Genomic DNA, 21,614 nt, shown 5'->3' on the forward strand with positions numbered 1-21,614 from the left:
GATGCCCGTAAATTTTCCGTCCCTCGAGGGGCGTGAACTCAAGTTCCCCTCAGGGAACGAAGAAATCTTGTCCGGCATATACATCCTGACCCCCGAGGTCGCCACCGAGATCCTGGGTCGCAACATCGACAACCGCCCTCTCGACCGCCACACGGTCGAGATGTACGCGAGCGCCATGGTGCGAGGGGAATGGAAGCTCTCCCACCAAGGCATCGCCGTGGACCACCAAGGGGTGCTCCTGGACGGCCAGCACCGACTGGCCGCAGTGGTGAAGTCCGGAAAGTCCGTACCGATGCTGGTGATCAGGGGCGTACAGCGCGACACGTTCAGCGTGGTGGACACGGGAAAGAGGAGGAGCGCAGGTGACACGCTCCGACTCACGGGAGCGCAGGACACCAATCACCTGGCAGCAGCACTGCGCTACCTGTACATGTACGAAACCCTCCCCAAAGACATCGGCAGCTGGAGCGGGGGGCGAACGAGGACGACGAACGATCAGATCCTCGAACTGAGCAAGACCCATCCAGGCATGCTCGACTGCGTCCGACGGGCACGCCCCCTGGCCGCGAACACCGGGATTATCGCCTCAGCGTGCGCGACCGGAATCTACTTGACCGAACGTGCCGCACCGAAGATCAACTCCGAAGAGTGGTTCTCGGGGATCCTGACCGGCGCCAATCTTGATCTTGGCGACCCCCGGTTGGCGTTCAGGAACTTCTTCGTGAACGGACGCGCCCAAGCAGGTAGGCGCCGCATGAACGCACGCGAACACCTGGCGATCTACATCAAAGGCTGGAACGACTGGGTAAACGGTGAGTCAAGGAAGCTGATCGCCTTCCGCAAGGGAGAGACGATGCCCACCCCGGTAGAGCGCAACAACTAACAGTCGTGAGGTGGGACGAGTTGGCGCTCGTCCCACCCCACAGGAGTCGCAATCGCCGAACAGGCAGCCATTCCGATTCGACCTCACGCCTCCGGGCAGGACTGTACCACCGTTTCCGGCGAAAATAAAATCGACGCACGCCTTACCTGCACAATAAATTTATTTCACTTGTCTAGGGCAAGACTCCTGACGTCGGTTCTGGTCCCACTCGAAACTTCCACGGAGACACAAAGATCCGTCAGCTCCTCCCGGACCAATCGAAGGCCTGGTGCCGCCTTCGAGGGCGGGTGGTCGTATTGAGCGGCTCAAGGCGCTGCGAGGTCAGGCGAGCTGAGGACTGTCCAGGCCGGGTGACCTGGAGTTGCACAGAGCCGATGATGACAACGTGCCCGCGCCCCGACCCCGCCGGTTAGAGTCCTGACGTGCAGTTGCCCGGGCTCTCCGACCTCACCCCCCTGGGCCAGGGCGGGTTCGCGACCGTTTACCGGGCCCGTCAGGTCCAGTTGAACCGCGAGGTCGCCGTCAAGATCGACAATCGCGTGCTGCGGACCGAGCGCGACCGGCGGCGGTTCCTGCGCGAGGCGCACGCTGCGGCGCGGTTGTCCGGTCACCCGCACGTGGTGTCGGTGCATGATGCCGCCTTCACGCCCGACGGGACGCCTTACCTGGTCATGGAGCTGTGCACGAGTGGGTCGTTGGCCGACCTGGTCAAGCGTGAGGGGCCTCAACAACCGGAACGGGTGAGGCAGTTCGGGATCCAGCTCGCGGACGCGTTGGCGGTCGCCCACGCGGAAGGCGTGCTGCACCGGGACATCAAGCCCGGGAACATCCTGCTCGACCGGTACGGCACGGCCAAGCTCGCGGATTTCGGGCTGGCCGCCCTGCTGGACGCCGAGGGCTCCAGCACTGTCACGCGCGATTCGCTGAGCCCCAGCTACGCCCCGCCCGAGGCGTTCGCGATGGCCCACCCGACGCCCGCTGCGGACGTGTACTCGCTCGCCGCCACCCTGTACGACCTGCTCGCGGGCAAGCCTCCTCGGCCCGTGCCCTGGCCCGTGGAGTCGTTCGACCACCTCGGTGAGGTGCTGCGCTCACCCGTGCCGCCGGTACCTGGTGTGCCTCGCGACCTGCACGAGGCGTTGGTGCGGGCGCTAGAGCCCGACACCGCCAACCGGACTCCGAGCGCAGCCCTCCTGCAGCGGGAGTTGGATGGGCGGTCGGGGGCGGTCACGCCGCCACAGGTCGGGCCGCAAGCGCCGTGGGGCGCCCCGAGCGGGCCGCCGCAAATCCCGAGCGGGCCGCCGCAGACCCCGCAGTACGTCGCGCCAGCTTTCGCCACCTCACCGCCCACCCCCAAGAAAAGCCTGCCGGTCGTCCTCGGCGCGGCGGCGCTGGCCGCAGTGGTCGCGGTCGGCGCGTGGTGGTGGACCAACCGCGACACCGACGCTCAGGCGGGTGACGGCGCACCGAGCAGCACCACCGACGTCACTCGGGCCGCCGCCGGCGAGCCTCCCCCGTTCCTCGACGCTTGCGGCACGGGCTTCTGCGTCGCCGAACCCACCTGCTACCACGGCATCAACAACTTCGGCGGCCAGCCCGCCGTCGCGCGCCGAGCCGCGGACTGCTCGGTCGAGCACTTCTGGGAGGCCTTCGCGGGCGGCTGGCTGTCCGGTCCGGTGCCCAGGGTGAGCAGCGACGACCTGGCCAAGGCGCCCGAGGTCGTCGGCGTGTGCACGGCCGGGGCGATGAAGGCCAACACTCGCCCCACCGTGGACACCTCGACGTGGCAGATCACCGCCGTGGGATTCACCGAGGGCAACCGCTCGTACTTCCACTGCCTGGCCTCCGAACCCGGCGCCGGTCAGGTCACCACGAGCGCCTTCGGCTCCTGAACCGGCCTCAGCGCGAACAGCAGCAGCACCAGCCCGCCGACCGCGCCTGACAGGCCCACGCCCAGGTAGATCGCGGAGGCATTGATCGAGAGCAGCAGGCCGCCGTTGGCGGGGCCAGGTCGATCAGCATGCCCTGGATCGGCGGGTTGACCGACCAGGTCAGCGCGCCCCAGGCGAACAGCGCGACCGCCGCCGTCACCGGGGTGGTCGTGGTCAGCGGCAGCGTGGCCAGCACGACCACGAAGATGCCGAACTGCGCCGGCAGCAGCTTCCGGGTGTCGAACCGGTCGGTGAGCCGGCCCGCCGCCCAGTTGCCGAGCACTCCGCCCAGGCCGCAGGCGACGAGCAGCGCGCTCACCGCGCCCCCCCGTCACGCCCGCGGTCTCGGTCAGTAGCGGCGCGATGGAGTTGAAGACGCTGAACGCGGCCAGGCACGCCAGCACGGTCAGCGCCAGCGCCAGCAGCACGCGGCGGTCCGCAGCGGGCGCGAACCGGTCGCGCAGGCTCACCGGCGGCGGCGCGTCGACGCGTGGCAGCCACCGCCACAGTGCGAGCGCGGCCAGCGTCGAGGCCAGGGCGATCAGCGCGAAAACGCCGCGGTAGCCGAGGGAGGCGCCCAGCAGGTTGCCCAGAGGCACGCCCAGGAGCAGCGAGAACGTCAGACCGCCGAACACCAGGGCGACCGCGTGACCGCGCTGTTCCGGCGGGCTCAGCACGGTCGCGACGAGCGTGGCGCCCGGCGTGTAGACGGCCGCTCCGAGGACGCTGACGACCCGTCCGACCAGCAGCAGCGGGTAGTCCTGCGCGAGCGCGGCGACCAGGTTGCCCAGCGCCGCGGTGCCCAGGGCGGCCACCACAGTGCGCGCCGCTCCCACCGGCCGGTGAGGGCGGCGAGCACGGGTGACGAGAGCGCGTAGGCGATCGCGAACGTGGTGAGGAGCTGACCTGCGGTGGCGTGCAAGACGTGCAATTCCTCGCTCACGGAGGGCAGCACACCGGCGACGATGTAGCCGCTCGTGCCGACGGCGAACGCGCCGGCGGCGAGCAGGTGGGTGCGCGCGGGCATGGCGGTTCCCCCATTGGGTGTTGTTTCGACAGCCACCGTAATACGCCATCCATCAAAGTTCGACGGATCTCGTACCATGGGCGCATGGCGAGCCCGATCCCCCACCCCGAGCGCGAGGAGATCCGCGTCGAAGCGGTGCTCCACGCGCTGGCCGACCCCGTGCGGCTGCGCATCGTGCGGGAACTGGCCGCGCACGAGGAGGGGCTCTCCTGCGGGGTGCTCGACCTGGGGATCACCGCGTCCACGCTCACCCACCACGTGCGCACGCTGCGCGAGGCGGGCGTGGTGCGGGTCCGGCCGCGCGGCACCTCGCGGATCAGCACGTTGCGGCGCGCGGACCTCGACGCGCTCTACCCCGGCCTGCTGGACGGGGTGCTGGCCGCGCGCCGGTGAGCGCCCGGTAATCCGTTTGCCGCCCTTCCTAGGGTTGACAGACGTGCGCGCCTACGCCCGTTTAGCGCTGGCAGGATTCCGCAGGTACTCCACCTACCGACAGGCGATGCTCGCCGGCATGGCGACCAACGTCGTCTTCGGCATGCTCAGGCTGGCCGTGCTGACCGCGGCCGTCTCGCAGGGCCCGATCGCCGGCTACGACCTCGCCGCCGCCTCCACCTACACCTGGTTGGGCCAGGGCCTGATGGCGTTCGTCGTGCTCTGGGGCGACAAGCAGCTCGCCGAGCGCATCCGCAGCGGCGACGTCGTGGTCGACCTCTACCGGCCCTGGCACCTCCAACTGGCCCTGTTCGCCGAGGACGTCGGCCGCGGCGCGCACGCGCTGGCGGTGCGGTTCCTCCCGCCGGTCGCGTTCGGCGCCCTGTTCTTCCCCTTCCGCTGGCCCGAACCCGCCGCGCTCCCCGCGTTCGCGGTCAGCCTGGTCCTGGCCCTGACCACCAGCTTCGGCATGCGGTTCCTGCTCAACGCCACCACGTTCTGGCTGCTGGACAACCGCGGCCTGCACGCCCTCTACACGCTGAGCACCTGGCTGCTGTGCGGCCTGACCGTGCCGCTGGCGTTCTTCCCGGACCGGGCGCGCGCGGTCCTGTGGCTCACGCCCTTCCCCGCCATGCTCCAGGCCCCGGTCGACGTCTTCCTGTCCCTCGCTCCACAGTGGACCACCCTGGCGCACCAGGCGTTCTGGGCGGTCGCCGTGATGGCGGCGGGCCACCTGGTGCTGCACCGCGCCGTGCGCAAGGTGGTGGTGCAGGGTGGCTGAGCGCGTCTACCCCAGGCTCGTCGCCGCGCGGCTGCGGGGCCAGGCGTCCTACCGGGCCTCGTTCGCGCTCCTGTGCGTCGTGTCCGCGCTGAGCCAACTGGTGGAGCTGGCGGTCATCCTGATCGTGTTCACCCGGGTGAGCGCGCTCGGCGGTTTCTCCGTCGACGAGGTGATCCTGATGTACGCGCTGGCGGGCGTCGCGTTCGGCATCGCCGACATGGTCGCGGGCCAGCTGGACGAGCTGCCCACCTACATCCGCACCGGCACGTTCGACGTCCTGCTGCTGCGCCCCCTGAGCACGCTCGCCCAGGTCATGACCTCGGACCTGCACCTGCGCAAGGTCGGCCGGACCGTGGCGAGCGCCGCCGCCCTGGTCTACGCGCTGGCCCACAACGACATCGCGTGGTCGCCGCTCACCGCCCCGCTCGTGGTGGTCGCGCCGCTCAGCGGCGCGGTCATCTTCTCCGCCGTCTGGGTGATCTCCTGCGCGGTCTGCTTCTGGCTGGTCGACGGCCAGGAGCTGGCCAACTCCGTGACCTACGGCAGCGGCGCGTTCACCTCCTACCCCGCCACCGTCTACGGCCCGTGGCTGCGGCGCTTCTTCGCGTTCGTCGTGCCCGGCGCTTTCGTCGCCTACTACCCCGCCCTGGCCCTGCTCGGCCGACCGGACCCGCTCGGCGGCCACGCGCTGCTCGGCTGGGCGTCACCGCTGGTGGCGGCGGTCACGGCGGTCGTGGCGGGCCTGGTGTGGCGGTTCGCCGTCCGGCACTACCGAGGGACTGGATCATGATCGAGGTGCGCGACCTGCGCCGCGAGTTCACGCTCACCACCAAGACCGGCCGGTTCCGGCGAGAGAAGCGCGCGGTGCTCGCGGTCGACGCGGTCAGCTTCGACGTCGCCGCGGGCGAGGCGGTCGGCTACGTCGGGCCCAACGGCGCGGGCAAGTCCACCACGATCAAGGTGCTCACCGGCGTCCTGGCGCCGACCTCCGGGCACGTCCGGGTGTCCGGTGTGGACCCGTCGCGGTCGCGCCGCGAGCTGGCCCGGCGCATCGGCGTGGTGTTCGGCCAGCGCAGCCAGCTCTGGTGGGACCTGCCCCTGCGGGACAGCTTCGACCTGCTGCGGGCCATCTACCGGGTGCCCGCGCCCGACCACGCGCGACGCCTGCGGGAGTGCGCCGACCTGCTCGACCTCGGCCCGTTCCTGGACACGCCGGTCCGCCAGCTGTCCCTCGGTCAGCGGATGCGCGGCGAGATCACCGCCGCCCTGCTGCACGCCCCCGAGCTGCTGGTGCTCGACGAGCCGACGATCGGCCTGGACCTGGAGTCCAAGGAGCGCCTGCGCGAGTTCCTCGCCGACCTCAACACCCGGCGCGGCACCACCCTGCTGCTCACCACGCACGACCTGGACGACATCGAGCGCCTGTGCCCGCGGCTGGTCGTCATCGACCGGGGCACCGTGCTGGCCGACGGACCGCTGGAGGCGCTGCGCGCCGAGGTTGCACCCGAACGGGTGCTCGTGGTGGACCTGGAGGAGCCGGTGCCCGCGCTGGCCGGGCTGCCCGGCGTCACCTCGGCCAGGTCCGAGCTGAACGGATTGCGCCACCACCTGGTGTTCCGCCGCGCGGAGACCACGGCGGCGGCGCTCATCGCGGCCGTCGCGGCGCGCGCCGCGGTGCACGACATCTCCGTCGGGGAGCCGGAGATCGACGACGTGGTTCGACGCCTGTACGCGCGTCGGTAGAAGCGATCTCGGCCCCGTCGGTAGAGTCGGGCGAAACGGTCACCGCTCAAGACGGTCACCACCTAACCAACGGGAGCCACTCATGCGCGCAGGTCGTCCGATCGCCACCCTCGTGCTGGCGCTGGGCCTCGCCGGCGCGGTCTCCGGGTGCGAGGCCGTGCAGGAGGCGCAGAACACCGCCAACCAGGTCGGCCAGGCCGCGGACAAGGCGCAGCTGTGCATCGACGCCCTCAAGCTGGCCGGCTTCACCCCCGACGCGACCGACCCGCAGAAGGCGCTGGAGGAGACCCAGCAGAAGGCCCAGGAGCTGAACGACCTGGCCGCCAAGGCGGGCGACACCACGCTCCAGGACGCCATCACCGGCGTGGCGGGCACCATGGACCAGGTGACCCTGGACGACCTGAGCCCGGCCAACATCGCGGCGTGGTCCCAGGAGAAGCTGGACCACGTGGCGAAGCTGTCCAGCGCCTGCGCCTGAGCCGACAAGCCCGGCGAGCGGGAAGACCACCCTGTCGGTACCTTCGGAACAGTCCTACGCTGTGACGCACCGGAGGTGTTGCAGATGTACGCGACAGTAGGCGACCGGTTGCACGTCCACAGCCGCGCGGTGGGTTTCGACGAGACGATCGGCGAGATCCTCGAAGTGCGCGGTTCCCGGGGCGCGCCGCCGTACCTGATCCGCTTCTCCGACGGCCACGAAGGGCTGGTCTACCCCGGCCCGGACAGCCTGGTGGAGCCCCGGGTCCCCGAATCACCCAGGATCAAGGACTCGACCTCGGCGCGGTAGAGCAGCGCCGGGTCGATCCCCATCGGCCCGAACTGGCCGGACACCTCAAGGCTCAGCACCCCGTGGAGCCTGGTGAACGCGCGCACGCCGGTGAGCAGCACGGCGGGGGGCAGGTCCCCCTCGCCGCGCGAGCGCGCCCACGCCCGGAGCTGGCCGTCCAGTGTGGACTCGACGGGCCCGTCCCCGTTCGGGGGAAGCACGCGCAGCAGCGCGCTCATCGTGCGGTGCGCGGCGGCGATGGTGTCGGTGGGCGCGTGATAACCCGGTAGTGGCGTTCCCAGCAACAGCAAGTAGCGGTGTGGCTGCGTGATTGCCCACGTTCGGAACGCTTCCCCCAAAGCACGCGTCCGATCGGCTGATTCCAGGCCCTCACTCGCGGCCACCGACGCCTCGGCGGCGTCCGCCAGGTCGTGCCACGCGTCGCGGACCAGCTCGGTGAGCAGGTCGTCGCGCCCCTTGAAGTAGCGGTAGAGCGCGGGCCCCGTCACGCCCATGCGCTTGGCGATGGCGTTGACCGAGACCCCCTCCGGGCCGTGCTCGGCCAACTGCGCCAGCGCGATGCGCTTGGCCTCGTCCCTCGTCTCCTCGCGGTACCGCTCGCGGCGCGCGTTGACCACCGTTCCGCCCTCCTTGACAAAGGCACTCTAACTTGTGTTAGAACTTCTAACAGAAGTTAGAGATTGATACGGCATGGGAAGCGGGGGAGCCGTCGTGACGGTGGTCGTGCTGGGCGCGGGGCGGGGCATCGGTCGGGAGGTCGCCAGGCAGCTGGCGGAGGCGGGCCGGGAGGTCCGTGCGGTCACCCGTTCAGGTGGAATTCCGGAGGGGACGCAGGACGTGCGGGCCGACCTGCTGGACCGGGAGGCGACCATGCGGGCGGTCGAGGGGGCCACGGTCGTCCACCTGACCGCGGGCGTGCCCTACCCCGACTGGTCCGCCGTGCTGCCGACCGTGGTCGACAACGCCGTCGCGGCGGCCGAGGCGGCGGGCGCGAAGATCGTCTACGCGGACAACCTGTACGCCTACGGACCGGTCGCCGGTCCGCTGACCGAGAGCACGCCGGAACGCCCGGCCGGCCCGAAGGAAGAGCTGCGCAGCGCGTTGGGCAAACGTTTGCGCCGTGCGAACGTGCCGGTCGCGATCGGTCGGTCCACCGACTACTACGGTCCGGGCGGCGTCGGCTCGCTCAACGGGGAGCTGATCATCAAGCCCATGGCGCGGGGCCGGGGCGCGGTGTGGTTCGGCCCTCTCGACGTGCCGCACGCGTTCGCCTTCCTCGCCGACACGGCCAAGGCGCAGGTCGTGCTGGGCGACGACGAGCGCGCCGACGGGAAGGTCTGGCACACGCCCGCGGCGGGGGCGCTGACCGTGCGGGAGTTCATCGCGCTGACCGGCCGGGTGCTCGGCAACCACCGCAAGCCGCTGCGGCTGCCGCGGAAGGCGGTCGCCGCGCTCGGGCTGTTCGACCGGCGGCTGCGCGGCGCGACCGAGCTGGACCACCAGCGGTCCAGGCCGTGGGTGGTGGACCACTCCGCGTTCGAGGCGACCTTCGGCCCGCTGCCCGCCACGCCCCACGACGAGGCGATCGCGCGGACCGCCCGGTGGTACCGGGAGTCCTGAGCGGCGGGCGATCCGCCCCCACCCGCCGCTCGCGGTCCCGGTTCAGCCGCGGATGACGGCGATCAGCTCGTCGGCCAGCTCGGGCGTCGCCGCGGCGATCCCCGACCACCGGCGGGTCAGGTCCAGGTCGAAGGTCAGCGGCCGGCCGTGCAGGTCCAGCAGCACGCCACCGGCCGCGGGCACCGTCACCAGCGCGGCGATCAGGTCCATCAGCCGGTGCGTGTCCGAGCCGGGGTCGGCGAACGCGTCCACCGCGCCCTCCGCGACCAGCATGGTCTCCAGGCACGTCGTGCACAGCACCCGCACCCGGTCGGCCTGGTCCGCCACGCGCAGCCAAGCCTCCTCGGTGCCGCGCTTGGGGCGCAGCAGGCACACGTTCGCGCCCTTGAGGACCTTGCGGCCGGTGGTGCGGAACGGCGTCGGCTCGCCCGCCCTGGCGTGCCAGGCGCGACCGGTGTCGAACCACACCGTCAACGCCTCGACCGGCTGGTCGTCCACCACGAGGGCGCCCGCGAAGCACGACAGCGGCACGCCCGTGGCGGCGTTGGCGGACCCGTCCACCGGGTCGATCACCAGGGTGGCGGCGGAGCCGTGGTCGAGGAAACCGGCCTCCTCGGACAGCAGGTTCGCGCCCGCCGCCCGCGCCGCCTCCGCGATGGCGGCCTCCACGATCGCGTCCACGCGCATGGTGGGCGTGCCGTCCGCGCCGTCGGCGACCTCCTCGCGCAGCTGGGCGCGCGTGAACTCGGCGCGGGCGCCGCCGTAGGCGCGGGCGGCGGCCTCGGCGGTCGCGGCGAGCGCCGGGTGGACGTCGGCGGGCAGGTCGGGCGCTGGAACGGGCCAGGTGTTCATGCCCTCAACATGCCACGGGAGGGCCACCCGCGGGCGGCCCTCCCGTGCGGTGCCCACCCTCAGATGAGGCCCAGGGCCTGCACCGCGTCGCGCTCCTCGACCAGCTCGGCCACGGAGGCGTCGATGCGGGCGCGGGAGAACTCGTCGATCTCCAGGCCCTGCACGATCGAGTACTTGCCGTCCTCCACCGTCACCGGGAAGGACGAGATCAGGCCCTCCGGCACGCCGTAGGAGCCGTCGGACGGGACGGCCATGGACACCCAGTCGCCCTCGGCGGTGCCGTTGACCCAGTCGTAGACGTGGTCGATCGCCGCGTTGGCCGCCGACGCCGCCGAGGACGCGCCGCGCGCCTCGATGATCGCCGCGCCGCGCTTGGCGACGGTCGGGATGAAGTCGTCCTCCAGCCACCGCTGGTCGTTCACGGCCTCGGCCGCGACCCGGCCGTTGACCTCGGCGCGGAACAGGTCGGGGTACTGGGTGGCCGAGTGGTTGCCCCAGATCGTCATCTTCCTGATCCCGGTCACCGGCACGCCGAGCTTCTTGGCCAGCTGCGACAGGGCGCGGTTGTGGTCGAGGCGGGTCATCGCGGTGAACCGCTCGGCCGGCACGTCCGGCGCGTGGCGCTGGGCGATCAGGGCGTTGGTGTTGGCCGGGTTGCCGACCACCAGCACGCGCACGTCGTCCGCCGCGCCCGCGTTGATCGCCTCGCCCTGGGGCTTGAAGATGCCGCCGTTGGCCTCCAGCAGGTCGCCGCGCTCCATGCCCTTCGAGCGCGGGCGGGCGCCGACCAGCAGCGCCACGCTCACGCCGTCGAAGGCGGTCTTGGCGTCGTCGGTGATGTCGATGCCGGACAGCAGCGGGAACGCGCAGTCGTCCAGCTCCATCGCGGTGCCCTCGGCGGCCTTGACGGCCTGCGGGATCTCCAGCAGGCGCAGGCGCACCGGTACGTCGGCGCCCAGCAGCTGGCCGGAGGCGATGCGGAACAGCAGTGCGTAGCCGATCTGGCCGGCCGCACCGGTGACGGTCACGTTCACGGGCGTGCGGGTCATGAGCCTTCCCGAATGTCGTGGCTTGGAGTCCTCGGGCATGACCACTAGGCAGGCTGACGACCTGTCAGCGGCGGTCTCTACACCGGGACCGCGGCGCCGGGCGGTTGCCCGGCAGGTCGGAGGTTACCAACTGGCGAACGATGACAAGGTGTGACAGTGGACATCATCGGCGAGGACTACTCGGACGCGGTCTTGTACGAGCAGCGGTGGGAGGGCCGGGCGTTCGTCCGGTGCGACTTCACCGAGGCGGACATGCGCGGCCTCGTGACGTCGGGCTGCACGTTCACCGAGTGCACCTTCGACCGCACCGACCTGGGCGAGTCGTCGCACCGGGCCTCGGCGTTCCGCTCGTGCCGGTTCACGCGGGCCGTGCTGACGTCGGCCGCGTTCACCTCGTGCACGTGGCTGGGCTCGACGTTCGCGGACTGCGCGATGCGGCCGATCACCCTGGAGGAGACGGATCTCACCCTCGCCGGCCTGACCGGCGTCGTGCTCCGCAAGGCCTCGCTGCGCGGCCTGCGCCTGCGCGAGACCAACCTGGAGGACGCCGACCTGCGCGAGGCGGACCTGCGCGACGCCGACCTGACCGGCGCGCGCCTGCTCAACTGCCGCCTGGAGGGCGCCGACCTGCGCGGCGCGCGGCTGGACGCCAACGGCCTGGTCCAGGCCTCCCTGCGCGGCGCCCAAGTCGACGTGGACACGGCCCTGGCCTTCGCCGCCGCCCACGGCCTCCAACTGACCTGACCGCACAACCCACCGGTCCCGACCGTACGACACGCGCGACCTGAACGTACGACTCGCCGGTCCTGAACGTACGACTCGCGCGTTCTGAACGTACGACTCGCGATGCCCCAGTGGACGACACGCGATGCCCGACTGGACGACACGCCGGGTTTTGCGCGTGTCCTCCGGTCAGGCATCGCGTGTCCTCCGGTCAGGCATCGCGAGTCGTACGTTCCGGTCGACCGTGTCGTACGTTCCGGTTGACCGAGTTCTGCGTTCGGGTCAGTGGAGGGGAGCCTCCTGGTTGGCCACCTCGACCAGGACGCCGTCGGCGATCAGGTCGTCGACCGCCTTGGGCAGGAGGTACGCGGTGCCGCCGCCCGGCTGCTCGAACCACGGCACGGCCACGCCGGTCAGCACCTCGACCGGGCGGCGCAGGCGGTACACCCGGTACGGGCGGTTCACCCACGACGGCACGAGCGAGCGCTGCGGGAACGGGGTGCCGGCCGCGTAGACCAGGTTGCCCGCGCCGTCGCCGAAGCGGTCGATCTCCATGCCCGCGGGCAGCTCGACCATCTTCTTGTGCCGGAACAGGGTGAGCGGCGGTTCGCCGTTCATCGGGTTGATCGGCCACGAGCGCGCCGACTTGCCCTCCGGCTGCTGCGCGGCGGCGGGCTGGGCCGGCGGCTCGACCTGCGGGCGCGGCACGGGCGGCGGCCCGGGACGACGTGGCGGCTCCTCCCGGAACCCGTTGTTCATCGGCGGCCGCGGGCGCTGCTGGGGCGGCATCGGCGGCGGGGGCGGCGGCAGCGGGTTCGGGCGCGGCGCGCGGCGGTGCGTGAGGACCAGCTTGCCGACCAGGTAGGCGGCGGCGTCCTCGACGCGGTCGAAGCGGACCGGGTTGGTGGGGCCGTGGTCGAACCACGACACCTCCCAGTCCTGGCCCTCGGTGCGCAGGAGCCACGTGCGGTCGGTGGGCTCGCCGCCGAACCGGTAGGCGGCGGGCGGCACGTCCAGCTCGTCGAGCGCGCGGCGGATGCCGGCCAGCTCCCGCTCCTCCTCCGGCGTGACCTGGCGGGGCTCGACCGCGACGGGAGGCGGGGGTGGGGTGGGCGTCGCCTCGCGGAACGGCTGCGCGGGGGTGGGCGCGGGGGCGGGGGTGGACGTGGGTTCGGGCGCGACCTCGGCGAAACGGTCAGGGGACTGCGTCGCGAACTGGTCCGACGCCGGACCGGTGAACTGGTCCGGCGCCGTGGTCGAGAACTGGTCGGATGCCGGGGCCGCGAACTGGTCCGATGCCGAACCGGTGAACTGGTCCGGCGCAGGGGCCGCGAACTGGTCCCGGTCCGCGAACTGGTCGGGTGACCGGGTGGCGAAGCGGTCCGGCTCCTGCGCGGCGAACTGGTCCGGCACCGGAGCGGCGAAGCGGTCCGGCTCCTGCGCGGCGAACTGGTCCGGCACCGGAGCGGCGAAGCGGTCCGAGTCCTGCGCGGCGAACTGGTCCGACGCCGGAGCGGCGAAGCGGTCCGGGTCCTCGGTGGTGAACTGGTCCTGCCGGTCCCGGTCCGCGAACGGCGGGTCCTGCGCCGCGAACCGGCTCGGCGCCGGGTCGGGTGCCTGGTCCGCGAACCTGTCCTGCTCCTGCGCGGCGAAGCGGTCCGGTTCGTCGGCGAAGCGGTCGCGGGACTGGTCGGCGAACTCGTCCGCCTCCTGCGCCGCGAAGCGGTCCGGCTCCGGCTCCGGGTCCGTGAACTGGTCCTGGTCGGCGAACCGGTCGGCCTCCTCGGCCGCGAACCGGTCCGCGTCCTGCTCCGCGTGCGGTGCGGGCGGGGCCTCGACGAACTGGGTCGGCGGCTCCTCGGCGCGCTCCTCGAAGTCGTGCCGGTCGTGCCGGTCGTGCAGTTCGCGCAGGTCGTGCCGGTCGCGCTCGTCGGCGGGCGGGGCGACCGGCCCGCCGAACGGCTCGTCGTCGTGCTCGGCGCGACCCCGGTCGTACAGCTCCTGGTCGACCTCGAACTCGGCGGTCACCTCGTCGGGAGCCGGGGAGGGCACGTCGGCCACCGGCTCCGCCGGGTCCTCGCGCACGGGCTCCCCGGCGGGCGCCGCCTCGACCTCGGCGGCCTCCCCGGTCCGCGCGGGCTCCGGCTCCTCCTCCGAGAACGGGCTCCACGCCTGGGTGTCGTTCGCCTCCCGCTCGTACGAGGCGGGCGCGAACAGGTCCATGCCCTCGACGTAGGACTCGCGGCGGTACCGGTCGTCGATGACCGGGCCGTCCTCCTCGAACCGCACCCGGTAGGGCGGCCCTTCCTGGCCGTACTCGACCGGCTCCGACTGCCCGTCGCCCAAGTCCGCCGTCTCCTCGACACCCGCTCGCCCGCCCGGCTCCGGCTCGTCCGGCAACGCCACCGCCACCGTCGCGCCCACCTCGGCCGGCGTCTCGGCGATCGGCTCCGGCGGCTCGGCCACCGGCAGCGCGGTGCCCTGCGGCGCGGCCGGCGCGCCCAGGTTGGCCGCGGCGGCGACGCGAGACTCCTCGGTCACCTCCGGCAGCACGAAGTCCTGCGCCTTGGCCCGCTCCACCAGCTCCGGCTCCGGCGGCACGCCGTAGGCGCGCAGGTAGTAGCCGACCGCGGCGGGCCAGATCCAGTGCCCGTCGGTCTGGAACGCCACCGGCACCACCTGCGGCGCGTCCGGGTTCAGCACGTCCGCGTCGAACCCGCGCCCCACCACCGCGACCGGCGCCCGGTCCAGGTAGCTCAGCAGCAGGTCGCGGTCGTCGTCGGCCACCGGCGGGCGGTTCACCGACGGCCGGCCGCCGGGTCCCGCGCCGTCGAACACGCGGGCCGTGCGGAACGCGCGCGGCGGCTGCGGGGCCTGCTGGAGCCTGCGGCGCAGCCAGTCGGGCACGTTCTCGTCCGTGCGCGGGAAGAACCGCATCTCGTCCAGGTACGCCTGGGGCGGCGGCGGGGTCTGCCACGCCGGCTCGTTGCGGTCGAAGTCCAGGTTGTAGCTGGACGGGTGGTCGAGCTGGTAGCGGGCGTTGGACCAGCTGCCACGACCCTCCCGGTACATGCCCGCGCGCAGCCGCGCGAACAGGTTCGCCACCTCCTGAGGCGGTGACCACGTGCGCAGGTTGCCGTCGGTCGACCGGACCTCGGCGATCAGCTCCGAGTACCGGCCGGTGGCGCGGTACTCCGCCGTCACGTGGCGCCACTCCTCGGGAGCGGCCCGCATCAGCGTGAGGCCGATCTGCTTGACCAGCGCATCCTGCTCGGTCGGGTTCAGCGGCTTCAGCTCGGACACGTACTACATCTTCCCCCGCGACCCACCGTGCCCGCACGGCACCCCGCTGGGCCGAACGGACCAATGCTCCCGCTAGGCCTTCGGCGGCGGTGGCTGGGTGGTGACCTCCGGCACCTCGACCAGGCTCCCGTCGGCCAGCAGGTCGGCCACCGACGTGGCGAGGAAGTACCCCGTGCCGCCGCCCGCCTGCCCGAACCACGGCACCGCCACGCCCATCAGCGCGGGCACCGGCTTCTGCACCCGGTACACGTGGTAGCGGCGGTTCAGCCAATCCGGTGGCAACGACCGGTTGCCGAACATGGTGCCCGCCGCGTAGACGAGGTTGCCGGACTCCGGGCCGAACCGGTCCAGCTCCGCGCCCGCCGTCAGCACCACGGGCTCGCGGTCGCGGAACAGCGACAGCGGCGGCTCGTCCGGCAGCGGCTGGATGTCCGGCACCGGCCGCACCGCCTCGGGCCGGGCGGCCTGGCCGGCGGTCCGCGCCTGGTCCAGGTCCGGGCGCCACAGCAGCTCGGCGAGCAGCACCTTCGCCGCGTCCACGGCGTGCTCGTGCACGCGCGGCCTGCCGCTCGGACCGCGGCTGCCGTCCCAGAACTGCACCTGCCAGCCCGACCCGCCGGGCGCGGGCTCGATCACCAGCGCGTCCGGTTTCGGTTCGACGATGCCGTACTCCTGCTCGCCGACCCCGAAGTGGTCGAGCCGGGCCTTGAGCTGCTCCAACGCCCGCCGGTCGGCCTCGGAGACCTCCCGCGGCCGGTACTCGGGCAGCTCCGCGCCCGGTCGCTGCCCGGTCGCCACCGCGGTCGCGGCGCGCTCGGCCTCCGGCGACACCTCGGGCACGGTGAAGCCGTTGTCGCGGAGGTGCTGCACCAGCTGCGGCGCCGGCGGCACGTGGTGGTGCCGCAGGTAGTACGCCACCGCGCCCGGCCACACCCACCTGCCGTCGGTGTGGAAGGACAGCGGCACGGCGGGCGTCGCGTCCGGCCGGAACACGTCCTGGCCGTAGGAGCGGGCGGCCAGCACGACCGGCGCGCCCTCCAGGTACGCCAGCACGTCGTCCAGCTCCTGCGGGTGCACGGCGGGCCGCTCGCGCACCACGCCCTCGGTCCCGTCGAACACCGGCGCGGCGAAGATCAGCCCGGGGTCGATCTGCGCGACGTCCACCCGGTCGGGTGAAGCCAGGCCCGCGCGTTCCCGCAGCCACCCGGGCAGCGCGTCGTCGTCGCGCGGGTAGGTCTTCAGCTCCTCCAGGTGCTGCTCACGGGAGGGCGGCCGGGTCCAGCCCGGCTCGTCGTCCCGGTCGAACTCCGCCGAGTACGTGTCCGGGTGCACGAGGTGGAACTTCATCGAGAACCACGTGCCCCGCCCCGGCCGCGCCATGCCGTCGCGCAGCTGCACGAAGAACGGCAGCGCCTCCGCGGGCAGCTCCCACTCGAACGACGAGCCGTACATGGTCAGCCCGGAGACCTCGGCCTCCAGGTGGCCGCCGACCATCCGGAAGTCCACCCACAGCTGCTCCCAGTCCCCCGGCAGGCGCTGCACGAGCAGGGTGGTGACCGAGCCGAGGATCGCGTTCTGGTCCTCGACGTCCAACTGCGGGGCGGTCATGCGTTCTGCTCCTCGGTGCTCGCCTCGACGAGCTTGGCGCGCAGCCAGTCGGGCGTGTAGGCGTCGTCGCGGGGGAAGACCTGGAGGTCCCGGGCGAAGTCGGCGGCCGGGACCGGCGGGTCGAACAGCGGGTCGTGGTCGAAGTTGTAGGTGATGTCGATGCGGACCGGCGCGTTGACCACGCACCGGGCCGAGAACCACGTGCCGCGACCCGGCTGGTGCAGCACCTGGCGCATCTCCTGGAACGCCGCGGTCAGGCCCTCCGGCGGGAACACCTCGGGGGTGGTCCGGTCCGGCATGTGCACCATCATCGCCACGTCCTGCACGGCCACCGTCATCCGCACCAGCACGTCGATCCGCCGGAACCCCTCCGGAGCAGCGTCCAGCAGCAGGCCGCCGATGTGCTGGAGCAGCTCGTCGTGGCGCTGCTCAGAAGTCGGCCGGCCAGAGGGCTGCGTTGTGCTCATTCGGGTAGCTCCTGACGTAGATCTCGGTCGTGCCGTCGTCGAGCGTCACGCGCCAGCGGGTCTGGTACGTGTGCGGGTGCCTCTGGAGGGGGTCCCGCAGCGCGAAGGTGTCGATGATCTCGACCGTACCGCCGGACTTCATGAACGCCGCGCGGTCCCGCTCCATGCGGTGCCAGGTCTCCTCCGTGACGAACGCCGGGCGCTCGTTGCCCTGGTTCTGGTCGCGCTGCTGGCTCGACTGGTTGGCCGCCTCGCCCGGCCCGCCGGTCTCGTTGCCCTGGTGGTGGCCGCCGTCGGACAGCTTGCGGCCGTTCGAGTCCACCTCGCCGTGGGTGCCGACCTCCAGCTGCGCGGCGCTGTCGCGGCGGATCGCCCCGCCCGAGGACAGGTCCGGTCTGCCGGTCGTGGCGACCGTCTCGCCGTCGCCGTTGGTGCGGCCGCGCCACGAGTCGTTGTCCGCGACCAGCACCGCGTTGGGCAGCGGGTTGTTCAGGTCGGGGCTGAACGGCCGGAACGTGTGGATGTGCGAGGCGGCGCCGTCGTCGCCGGTCTGGAACGTGCCGTAGCCCTGGCCCTTGTGGTCGTCCAGCACGAACCGGGTGTTCGGCGGCAGGTCCGTGCGCGCCGAGAACGGGTTCTTGTTGTCGTACGGGCGCAGCACGGCGTCGCGCTGCTGCTGCGTCCAGCCGCTGGTGTCGCCGCTGACCACCGCCACCGAGTACTGCCACTCGCCGTTCACCCTGGTGCGCTCCACGGCGAGGGTGACCTCGCCGTTGGCCGGGGCGGGCCAGGTGCGGGCCGGCTGCTCGGCCTTGCCCAGGCCGTAGAAGCCGTCGGAGGTGATCTGCGCGTGCGCCGGGGCCTGCGTGATCTCGTTGTTCACCCGGCTGCGCTGGCCGGAGTGGGTGTCCTCGAACACGACGTGGCCGGACTCGTCGGTGAGGAACCGACCGCGGTGCTGGCCGTGCTCGTCGGACACGACGTACTCGGTGCTCGGGTCGTGCAGCCGGCCGGGCCTGCTGAACGGCTCGCCCTGCTCCAGGCCGGTGACCGGGGTCTGCCTGGTCGTGGTCGGCTCGGTGCGCTCGACGGCGGCCTGCGGGTGGCCGTCCGCGTTGGTGGTGAACTCCTGGTGCAGCGGGCCGCGGTCGACGTTGTAGTTCACGCCGCGCCCGTCGCCCGTGACCTCGGGGTTGCGGGTGCCGTCGGCCAGGTGGTCCGGCACCTCGACCCACCGGGGCAGGCCCGTGGCGTCGGTCTGGACCGTGCCCCGGTAGGTGCCGTCGGTGTCGTAGACCTCCATGCGCGTGTCCGGCGGGAGGTCGGTGCGGGCGGTGAACGCCTCGCCCGGCTTCGGCGACAGCGGGTGGTTCGCGTCGACGACCTGGCGGCCGTTGGCGGGCGCGGGTACCGGCTCGACCGGCACGGCGCGCTCGATCGGGACGACCCGGTCGCCGATCCTGACGCTGTCCTGGGTGGTGGCCCGCGTGCCGTCCGGGTCGGCCACGAACACGTCGTGCCGGTGGCCGACCTCGACGCGGTAGTGGGCGTTCGGCGCGGGGTGCCTGACCTCGGGGTTGTCGCCGTGGCGGGTGTTGGGCGCGACGGCGTCCACGTAGACCCTGCCGTCCGCGTCCACGTGGATCGTGGTGCGCGGGGCGCCGTCCTCGCCCAGGACGGTGATCCTGGTGTTCGGCGGCAGGTCCTGGCCGCTGCGGAAGTACGACTCGTCGTCGCGCAGGCGGACCTCGCGCTCGTGCGCGGTCTGCGGCGCCTCCCACGGCTGCTGGACCTGCGGCTCGATGTCCTGGCGGCCGCGGTGGGCCTGGTCGTCGCCCGCGGCCAGGTCGCCCTTGGGCTCGTGGCCCGGCGGCATCCCGTGCTCGCCGACCGGGGTGGAGGCGCCGTCGGGCTCGAACGCGTGCCAGCCGCCGTCCGGCGGGATCTTCGGTCCGCCGGTCTCGGTCGGCGAGCTGGCGTAGACGTTGCCGTGCTGGTCGGACCAGGCGAGGGTGTCCGGCGCGATGACGCGCTGGCCGGTCTCGCGGGCGACGTGCGCGGCGAGGCTGCCGTCACCGCCCGCGGCCGCGTCGCAGCCGACGAGCACGAGCGGCCGGCCCGCCAGGTCCGGGTGGTTGTTGATCAGCTCGACCAGCTCGGCGCGGGTGTAGTGCGTGTCGCCGATGCGGACGCCGTCGCCGTCGGTGTGGATGTCGAGGACCACGTGGTCGTCGCTGCCCGGGATGCGGCCGGACAGGTCGCGCAGCCGGTCCTCGGTGTGCAGGGCGACGCCCGCGTCGGTGACCTGGCTGTTGCGGATGGCCTGGTCGACGCGCTGCGACACCTCGCCCAGCGGGATCGGGCCCCGGTGGGCGACCGGGCCCAGGTCCGGGTTCGGCACGCCGGTCGACGGGTCGGCCGGGGCGCGCTCGGTCGGGGTGTGGTCGTCGAAGGCCCCGTCCCGCGCGTCCGCGACCGTGGCGGTGTCGGGCCGGGCGACGTTGCCGTCACCGTCGAACGTGCCGAAGTCCGGGGCGAGCACGCGCCCGTCCGCGGGCGGCACGTCCACCTCGTGCAGGACGCCCAGGTCGATCAGGCGCTGGACGCTCATCCTGCCCGTGTTCGGGTCGACGAGGTCCGGGGCGGCGACGGGCTGGAGCTGGCGCGCGCCGCCGTCCTGGTCGAACGCCGGGGCGACCCGGGACAGCTCGACGGTGAGCGGGGCGTCCAGGACGTAGACGTGGTAGCCCTTGCCGAGGCTGTCCGGCATGATCGCGCGCTCGCCGAAGCCGTACGCCTGGCCGTCCGGGCGCAGCGGCGAGAGGAAGTCGCCGCCGGGGTGGCCGAACCGGTCGAGCACGGTGCCCGCGGGCAGCTCGACGACCACGCGCGGGCCGTCAGCGCCCTGGTTGGGCGGCCAGTTGATGCTGCCGTCCGGCTTCGAGTGCGCCTGCGTGAAGTCGGCGTGGTTCCCGTGGGGGCCGTAGGGCTGGTAGTCGGGTTCCACGAGGGCGGCGGCGCGCTGGTCGTAGGTGCCGACGGACTGGTCCGTGGGGCCCGTGCTGTCGTGGACCGAGTGGTAGGGGCCGTCGTGGGAGAAGCCCGGGACGACGCCCGCCGGTTGACCCCAGGTGTTCTTGTTGGGGAACGGGTCGGTGGTGCTCGTGCCCGGGTCTGCGGGCGTGGTGTCGGTGGGCGTGGTGTCGGCTGGCGTGGTGTCGGCGGGCCACTCGTGGCTGGAGGCCGGGGAGTGCTCGTCACCGGGGCCGCCGATGAGGTCGGCGGGCCCGTCGGGCGCGGTGCCGTCGGGGCTCGGGCCATCGGGGGTCGGCCCGTCGGCCGGCGCGGGGCCATCGGCCGGCGCGGGGCCATCGGCCGGCGCGGGACCGTCAACAGGCGGAGTGGGTCCGTCCGTGCCCCGGGAGGCGGGCGCCGGACCGTCCGAGACCGGCGCGGGAACAGGGGCGTCCGCGCCTCGGGGCGCGGGACCGTCGACACGCGGCGGAGCGACCGGACCGGCGTCGGCACGCGGCGTGACCGGGCGCGGCGCGGGTTCCGGGGTGCGGGCCGGCGAAGTGCCGTCAGGGCGGACCGGAGCGGCAGGTTGCTGACCGGTCGGCCCGAAGCCGCCCGGTTGCTGCGCTCCGTAGCCGGGCTGAGGCCCAAAACCGCCGGGTTGAGGCCCGAAACCCCCCGGTTGGGGCGTGATCGGGGGCTGGGCGGCCGGCGGCTGGACCGGACCGCGCTGCTCGGGCAGGGATGCGGGCGCGACGTCCCGGAACGGCTGGGCGGGCGCGCCGGTCAGCGAACTGGCGCTGACCGCGTCGGTCCCGCCGACGTCGTGGCTGCCGGAGCCGGAGTCGTCGAAGTACCCGCCGGAGGACGGCGCGACAGGACCACGCCCGCCACCGCCACCACCCGCGGGACCCCCACCGGGCGGCGGCGCGAACCCACCCGCGCCACCGGTCATCGGCGCGCCGGAACCGGGCGCGGCGCCCGGTGCGGAACCGGTTGAAGGAGCAGGCCCGCCGGTCGCGGGAGCCACGCTCCCGGCCGGAGGCGCTGCCGGAGCGGCACCGGCGACAGGAGCGGCACCGGCGACAGGTCCGGCACCGGGCGTGGGACCACCGGTCGGCGCCGGGCCGGCGGAGGGCACTCCACCGGGCACGGCCCCACCAGGCACAGGACCGCCCGCGCCCGGAGCCGAACCAGCCGGAGCCGATCCACCGGGAGTCGAGCCGCCGGGCACAGAACCGGGGGTAGAGCCGCCGGGGGTGGAGCCACCTGGCGTGGAGCCGACCGGCGTGGAGCCAGCCGGAGCCGGGCTACCGGGGGTGGCGCCGCCAGGAGTCGAACCGTTCGCCGTCGAGCCACCAGGAGTCGGACCGCTTGCCGCAGGTCCACCGGG

18 protein-coding genes are annotated in these 21,614 nt (G+C 72.9%); 10 read left to right on the forward strand and 8 right to left on the reverse strand.

Annotation, left to right across the window (positions count from 1 at the left end):
- The first annotated feature begins 1 nt into the window (after position 1).
- Positions 2–883 (forward strand): hypothetical protein, encoded by an 882-nt coding sequence (locus ABD223_RS11160; RefSeq protein WP_344035999.1) that lies wholly within the window; start codon positions 2–4, stop codon positions 881–883.
- A 422-nt stretch (positions 884–1,305) separates the two neighbouring features.
- Positions 1,306–2,775: a serine/threonine-protein kinase gene (locus ABD223_RS11165; protein WP_344036000.1), complete on the forward strand. Its 1,470-nt coding sequence runs from the start codon at positions 1,306–1,308 to the stop codon at positions 2,773–2,775.
- On the opposite strand, the gene ABD223_RS43505 is transcribed toward ABD223_RS11165, so the two are convergent.
- A complete protein-coding gene (locus ABD223_RS43505) occupies positions 2,745–3,629 on the reverse strand; it encodes an MFS transporter (protein WP_425563949.1) in 885 nt (294 codons plus the stop codon). The genes ABD223_RS11165 and ABD223_RS43505 overlap by 31 nt on opposite strands.
- A gap of 296 nt (positions 3,630–3,925) precedes the next feature.
- Between ABD223_RS43505 and ABD223_RS11180 the strand changes: the two genes are divergently transcribed.
- The 6 genes from ABD223_RS11180 (at position 3,926) to ABD223_RS11205 (ending at position 7,584) form a co-directional block, all read left to right on the forward strand.
- Positions 3,926–4,234, forward strand: coding sequence for an ArsR/SmtB family transcription factor (locus tag ABD223_RS11180; protein ID WP_344036001.1), 309 nt, complete (start codon positions 3,926–3,928; stop codon positions 4,232–4,234).
- Positions 4,235–4,352: 118 nt separating this feature from the next.
- The gene (locus ABD223_RS11185; RefSeq protein ID WP_344036002.1) at positions 4,353–5,054 is read left to right on the forward strand and encodes an ABC transporter permease; all 702 of its coding nucleotides are present in this window, start codon (positions 4,353–4,355) and stop codon (positions 5,052–5,054) included.
- Entirely contained in the window at positions 5,047–5,844 is a 798-nt protein-coding gene (locus ABD223_RS11190) for an ABC transporter permease (protein ID WP_344036003.1), read from the forward strand. The genes ABD223_RS11185 and ABD223_RS11190 overlap by 8 nt, the downstream gene beginning before the upstream one ends.
- A complete protein-coding gene (locus ABD223_RS11195) occupies positions 5,841–6,797 on the forward strand; it encodes an ABC transporter ATP-binding protein (RefSeq protein WP_344036004.1) in 957 nt (318 codons plus the stop codon). Before ABD223_RS11190 ends, ABD223_RS11195 begins: the two co-directional genes overlap by 4 nt.
- 82 nt (positions 6,798–6,879) lie before the next feature.
- Positions 6,880–7,275 carry a bacteriophage spanin2 family protein gene (locus ABD223_RS11200; protein WP_344036005.1) on the forward strand — a complete coding sequence of 132 codons (396 nt, stop codon included), beginning with the start codon at positions 6,880–6,882 and terminating at the stop codon, positions 7,273–7,275.
- Positions 7,276–7,359: 84 nt separating this feature from the next.
- On the forward strand, positions 7,360–7,584 hold the full coding sequence (locus ABD223_RS11205; protein WP_344036006.1) for a DUF1918 domain-containing protein: 225 nt from the start codon (positions 7,360–7,362) through the stop codon (positions 7,582–7,584).
- Here ABD223_RS11205 and ABD223_RS11210 read toward each other — a convergent pair.
- Positions 7,506–8,201: a TetR/AcrR family transcriptional regulator gene (locus tag ABD223_RS11210; RefSeq protein ID WP_344036007.1), complete on the reverse strand. Its 696-nt coding sequence runs from the start codon at positions 8,199–8,201 to the stop codon at positions 7,506–7,508. The two genes, ABD223_RS11205 and ABD223_RS11210, sit on opposite strands and share 79 nt — an antisense overlap.
- Positions 8,202–8,295: 94 nt before the next feature.
- Here ABD223_RS11210 and ABD223_RS11215 point away from each other — a divergent pair, with 94 nt between their 5' ends.
- Positions 8,296–9,204, forward strand: a complete 909-nt coding sequence (locus ABD223_RS11215; protein WP_344036008.1) for an NAD-dependent epimerase/dehydratase family protein — start codon at positions 8,296–8,298, stop codon at positions 9,202–9,204.
- Between the two features lie 42 nt (positions 9,205–9,246).
- On the opposite strand, the gene ABD223_RS11220 is transcribed toward ABD223_RS11215, so the two are convergent.
- Both ABD223_RS11220 and ABD223_RS11225 read right to left on the reverse strand, forming a co-directional pair.
- On the reverse strand, positions 9,247–10,056 hold the full coding sequence (locus ABD223_RS11220) for an inositol monophosphatase family protein (RefSeq protein WP_344036009.1): 810 nt from the start codon (positions 10,054–10,056) through the stop codon (positions 9,247–9,249).
- A 59-nt stretch (positions 10,057–10,115) separates the two neighbouring features.
- Positions 10,116–11,105, reverse strand: a complete 990-nt coding sequence (locus tag ABD223_RS11225) for a malate dehydrogenase (protein ID WP_344036010.1) — start codon at positions 11,103–11,105, stop codon at positions 10,116–10,118.
- A 156-nt stretch (positions 11,106–11,261) separates the two neighbouring features.
- On the opposite strand from ABD223_RS11225, the gene ABD223_RS11230 reads away from it, so the two are divergent.
- Complete coding sequence (locus ABD223_RS11230; protein WP_344036011.1) at positions 11,262–11,849, forward strand: pentapeptide repeat-containing protein; 588 nt, start codon at positions 11,262–11,264, stop codon at positions 11,847–11,849.
- A gap of 261 nt (positions 11,850–12,110) precedes the next feature.
- Here the strand turns inward: ABD223_RS11230 and ABD223_RS11235 are convergent, their stop codons facing one another.
- The 4 genes from ABD223_RS11235 to ABD223_RS11250 form a co-directional block, all read right to left on the reverse strand.
- On the reverse strand, positions 12,111–15,131 hold the full coding sequence (locus ABD223_RS11235) for a glycohydrolase toxin TNT-related protein (protein WP_344036013.1): 3,021 nt from the start codon (positions 15,129–15,131) through the stop codon (positions 12,111–12,113).
- Between the two features lie 72 nt (positions 15,132–15,203).
- On the reverse strand, positions 15,204–16,739 hold the full coding sequence (locus tag ABD223_RS11240; RefSeq protein WP_344036014.1) for a TNT domain-containing protein: 1,536 nt from the start codon (positions 16,737–16,739) through the stop codon (positions 15,204–15,206).
- A complete protein-coding gene (locus ABD223_RS11245) occupies positions 16,736–17,206 on the reverse strand; it encodes a hypothetical protein (RefSeq protein ID WP_344036016.1) in 471 nt (156 codons plus the stop codon). The genes ABD223_RS11240 and ABD223_RS11245 overlap by 4 nt, the downstream gene beginning before the upstream one ends.
- The gene (locus tag ABD223_RS11250) at positions 17,169–21,176 is read right to left on the reverse strand and encodes a glycohydrolase toxin TNT-related protein (RefSeq protein WP_344036017.1); all 4,008 of its coding nucleotides are present in this window, start codon (positions 21,174–21,176) and stop codon (positions 17,169–17,171) included. The genes ABD223_RS11245 and ABD223_RS11250 overlap by 38 nt, the downstream gene beginning before the upstream one ends.
- Positions 21,177–21,614: the final 438 nt, after the last annotated feature.

It is taken from the genome of Saccharothrix xinjiangensis, assembly GCF_039527585.1.
Lineage (GTDB): Bacteria > Actinomycetota > Actinomycetes > Mycobacteriales > Pseudonocardiaceae > Actinosynnema > Actinosynnema xinjiangensis.

Bases quoted from the DNA above. Each gene is read 5' to 3' on its own strand.
- ABD223_RS11160 (WP_344035999.1), top strand. From the start codon at position 2: ATGCCCGTAAATTTTCCGTCCCTCGAGGGGCGTGAACTCAAGTTCCCC.
- ABD223_RS11180 (WP_344036001.1), top strand. From the start codon at position 3,926: ATGGCGAGCCCGATCCCCCACCCCGAGCGCGAGGAGATCCGCGTCGAA.
- ABD223_RS11185 (WP_344036002.1), top strand. From the start codon at position 4,353: ATGGCGACCAACGTCGTCTTCGGCATGCTCAGGCTGGCCGTGCTGACC.
- ABD223_RS11195 (WP_344036004.1), top strand. From the start codon at position 5,841: ATGATCGAGGTGCGCGACCTGCGCCGCGAGTTCACGCTCACCACCAAG.
- ABD223_RS11200 (WP_344036005.1), top strand. From the start codon at position 6,880: ATGCGCGCAGGTCGTCCGATCGCCACCCTCGTGCTGGCGCTGGGCCTC.
- ABD223_RS11205 (WP_344036006.1), top strand. From the start codon at position 7,360: ATGTACGCGACAGTAGGCGACCGGTTGCACGTCCACAGCCGCGCGGTG.
- ABD223_RS11220 (WP_344036009.1), bottom strand. From the start codon at position 10,056: ATGAACACCTGGCCCGTTCCAGCGCCCGACCTGCCCGCCGACGTCCAC.
- ABD223_RS11225 (WP_344036010.1), bottom strand. From the start codon at position 11,105: ATGACCCGCACGCCCGTGAACGTGACCGTCACCGGTGCGGCCGGCCAG.
- ABD223_RS11240 (WP_344036014.1), bottom strand. From the start codon at position 16,739: ATGACCGCCCCGCAGTTGGACGTCGAGGACCAGAACGCGATCCTCGGC.
- ABD223_RS11245 (WP_344036016.1), bottom strand. From the start codon at position 17,206: ATGAGCACAACGCAGCCCTCTGGCCGGCCGACTTCTGAGCAGCGCCAC.
- ABD223_RS11250 (WP_344036017.1), bottom strand. From the start codon at position 21,176: ATGACCGGTGGCGCGGGTGGGTTCGCGCCGCCGCCCGGTGGGGGTCCC.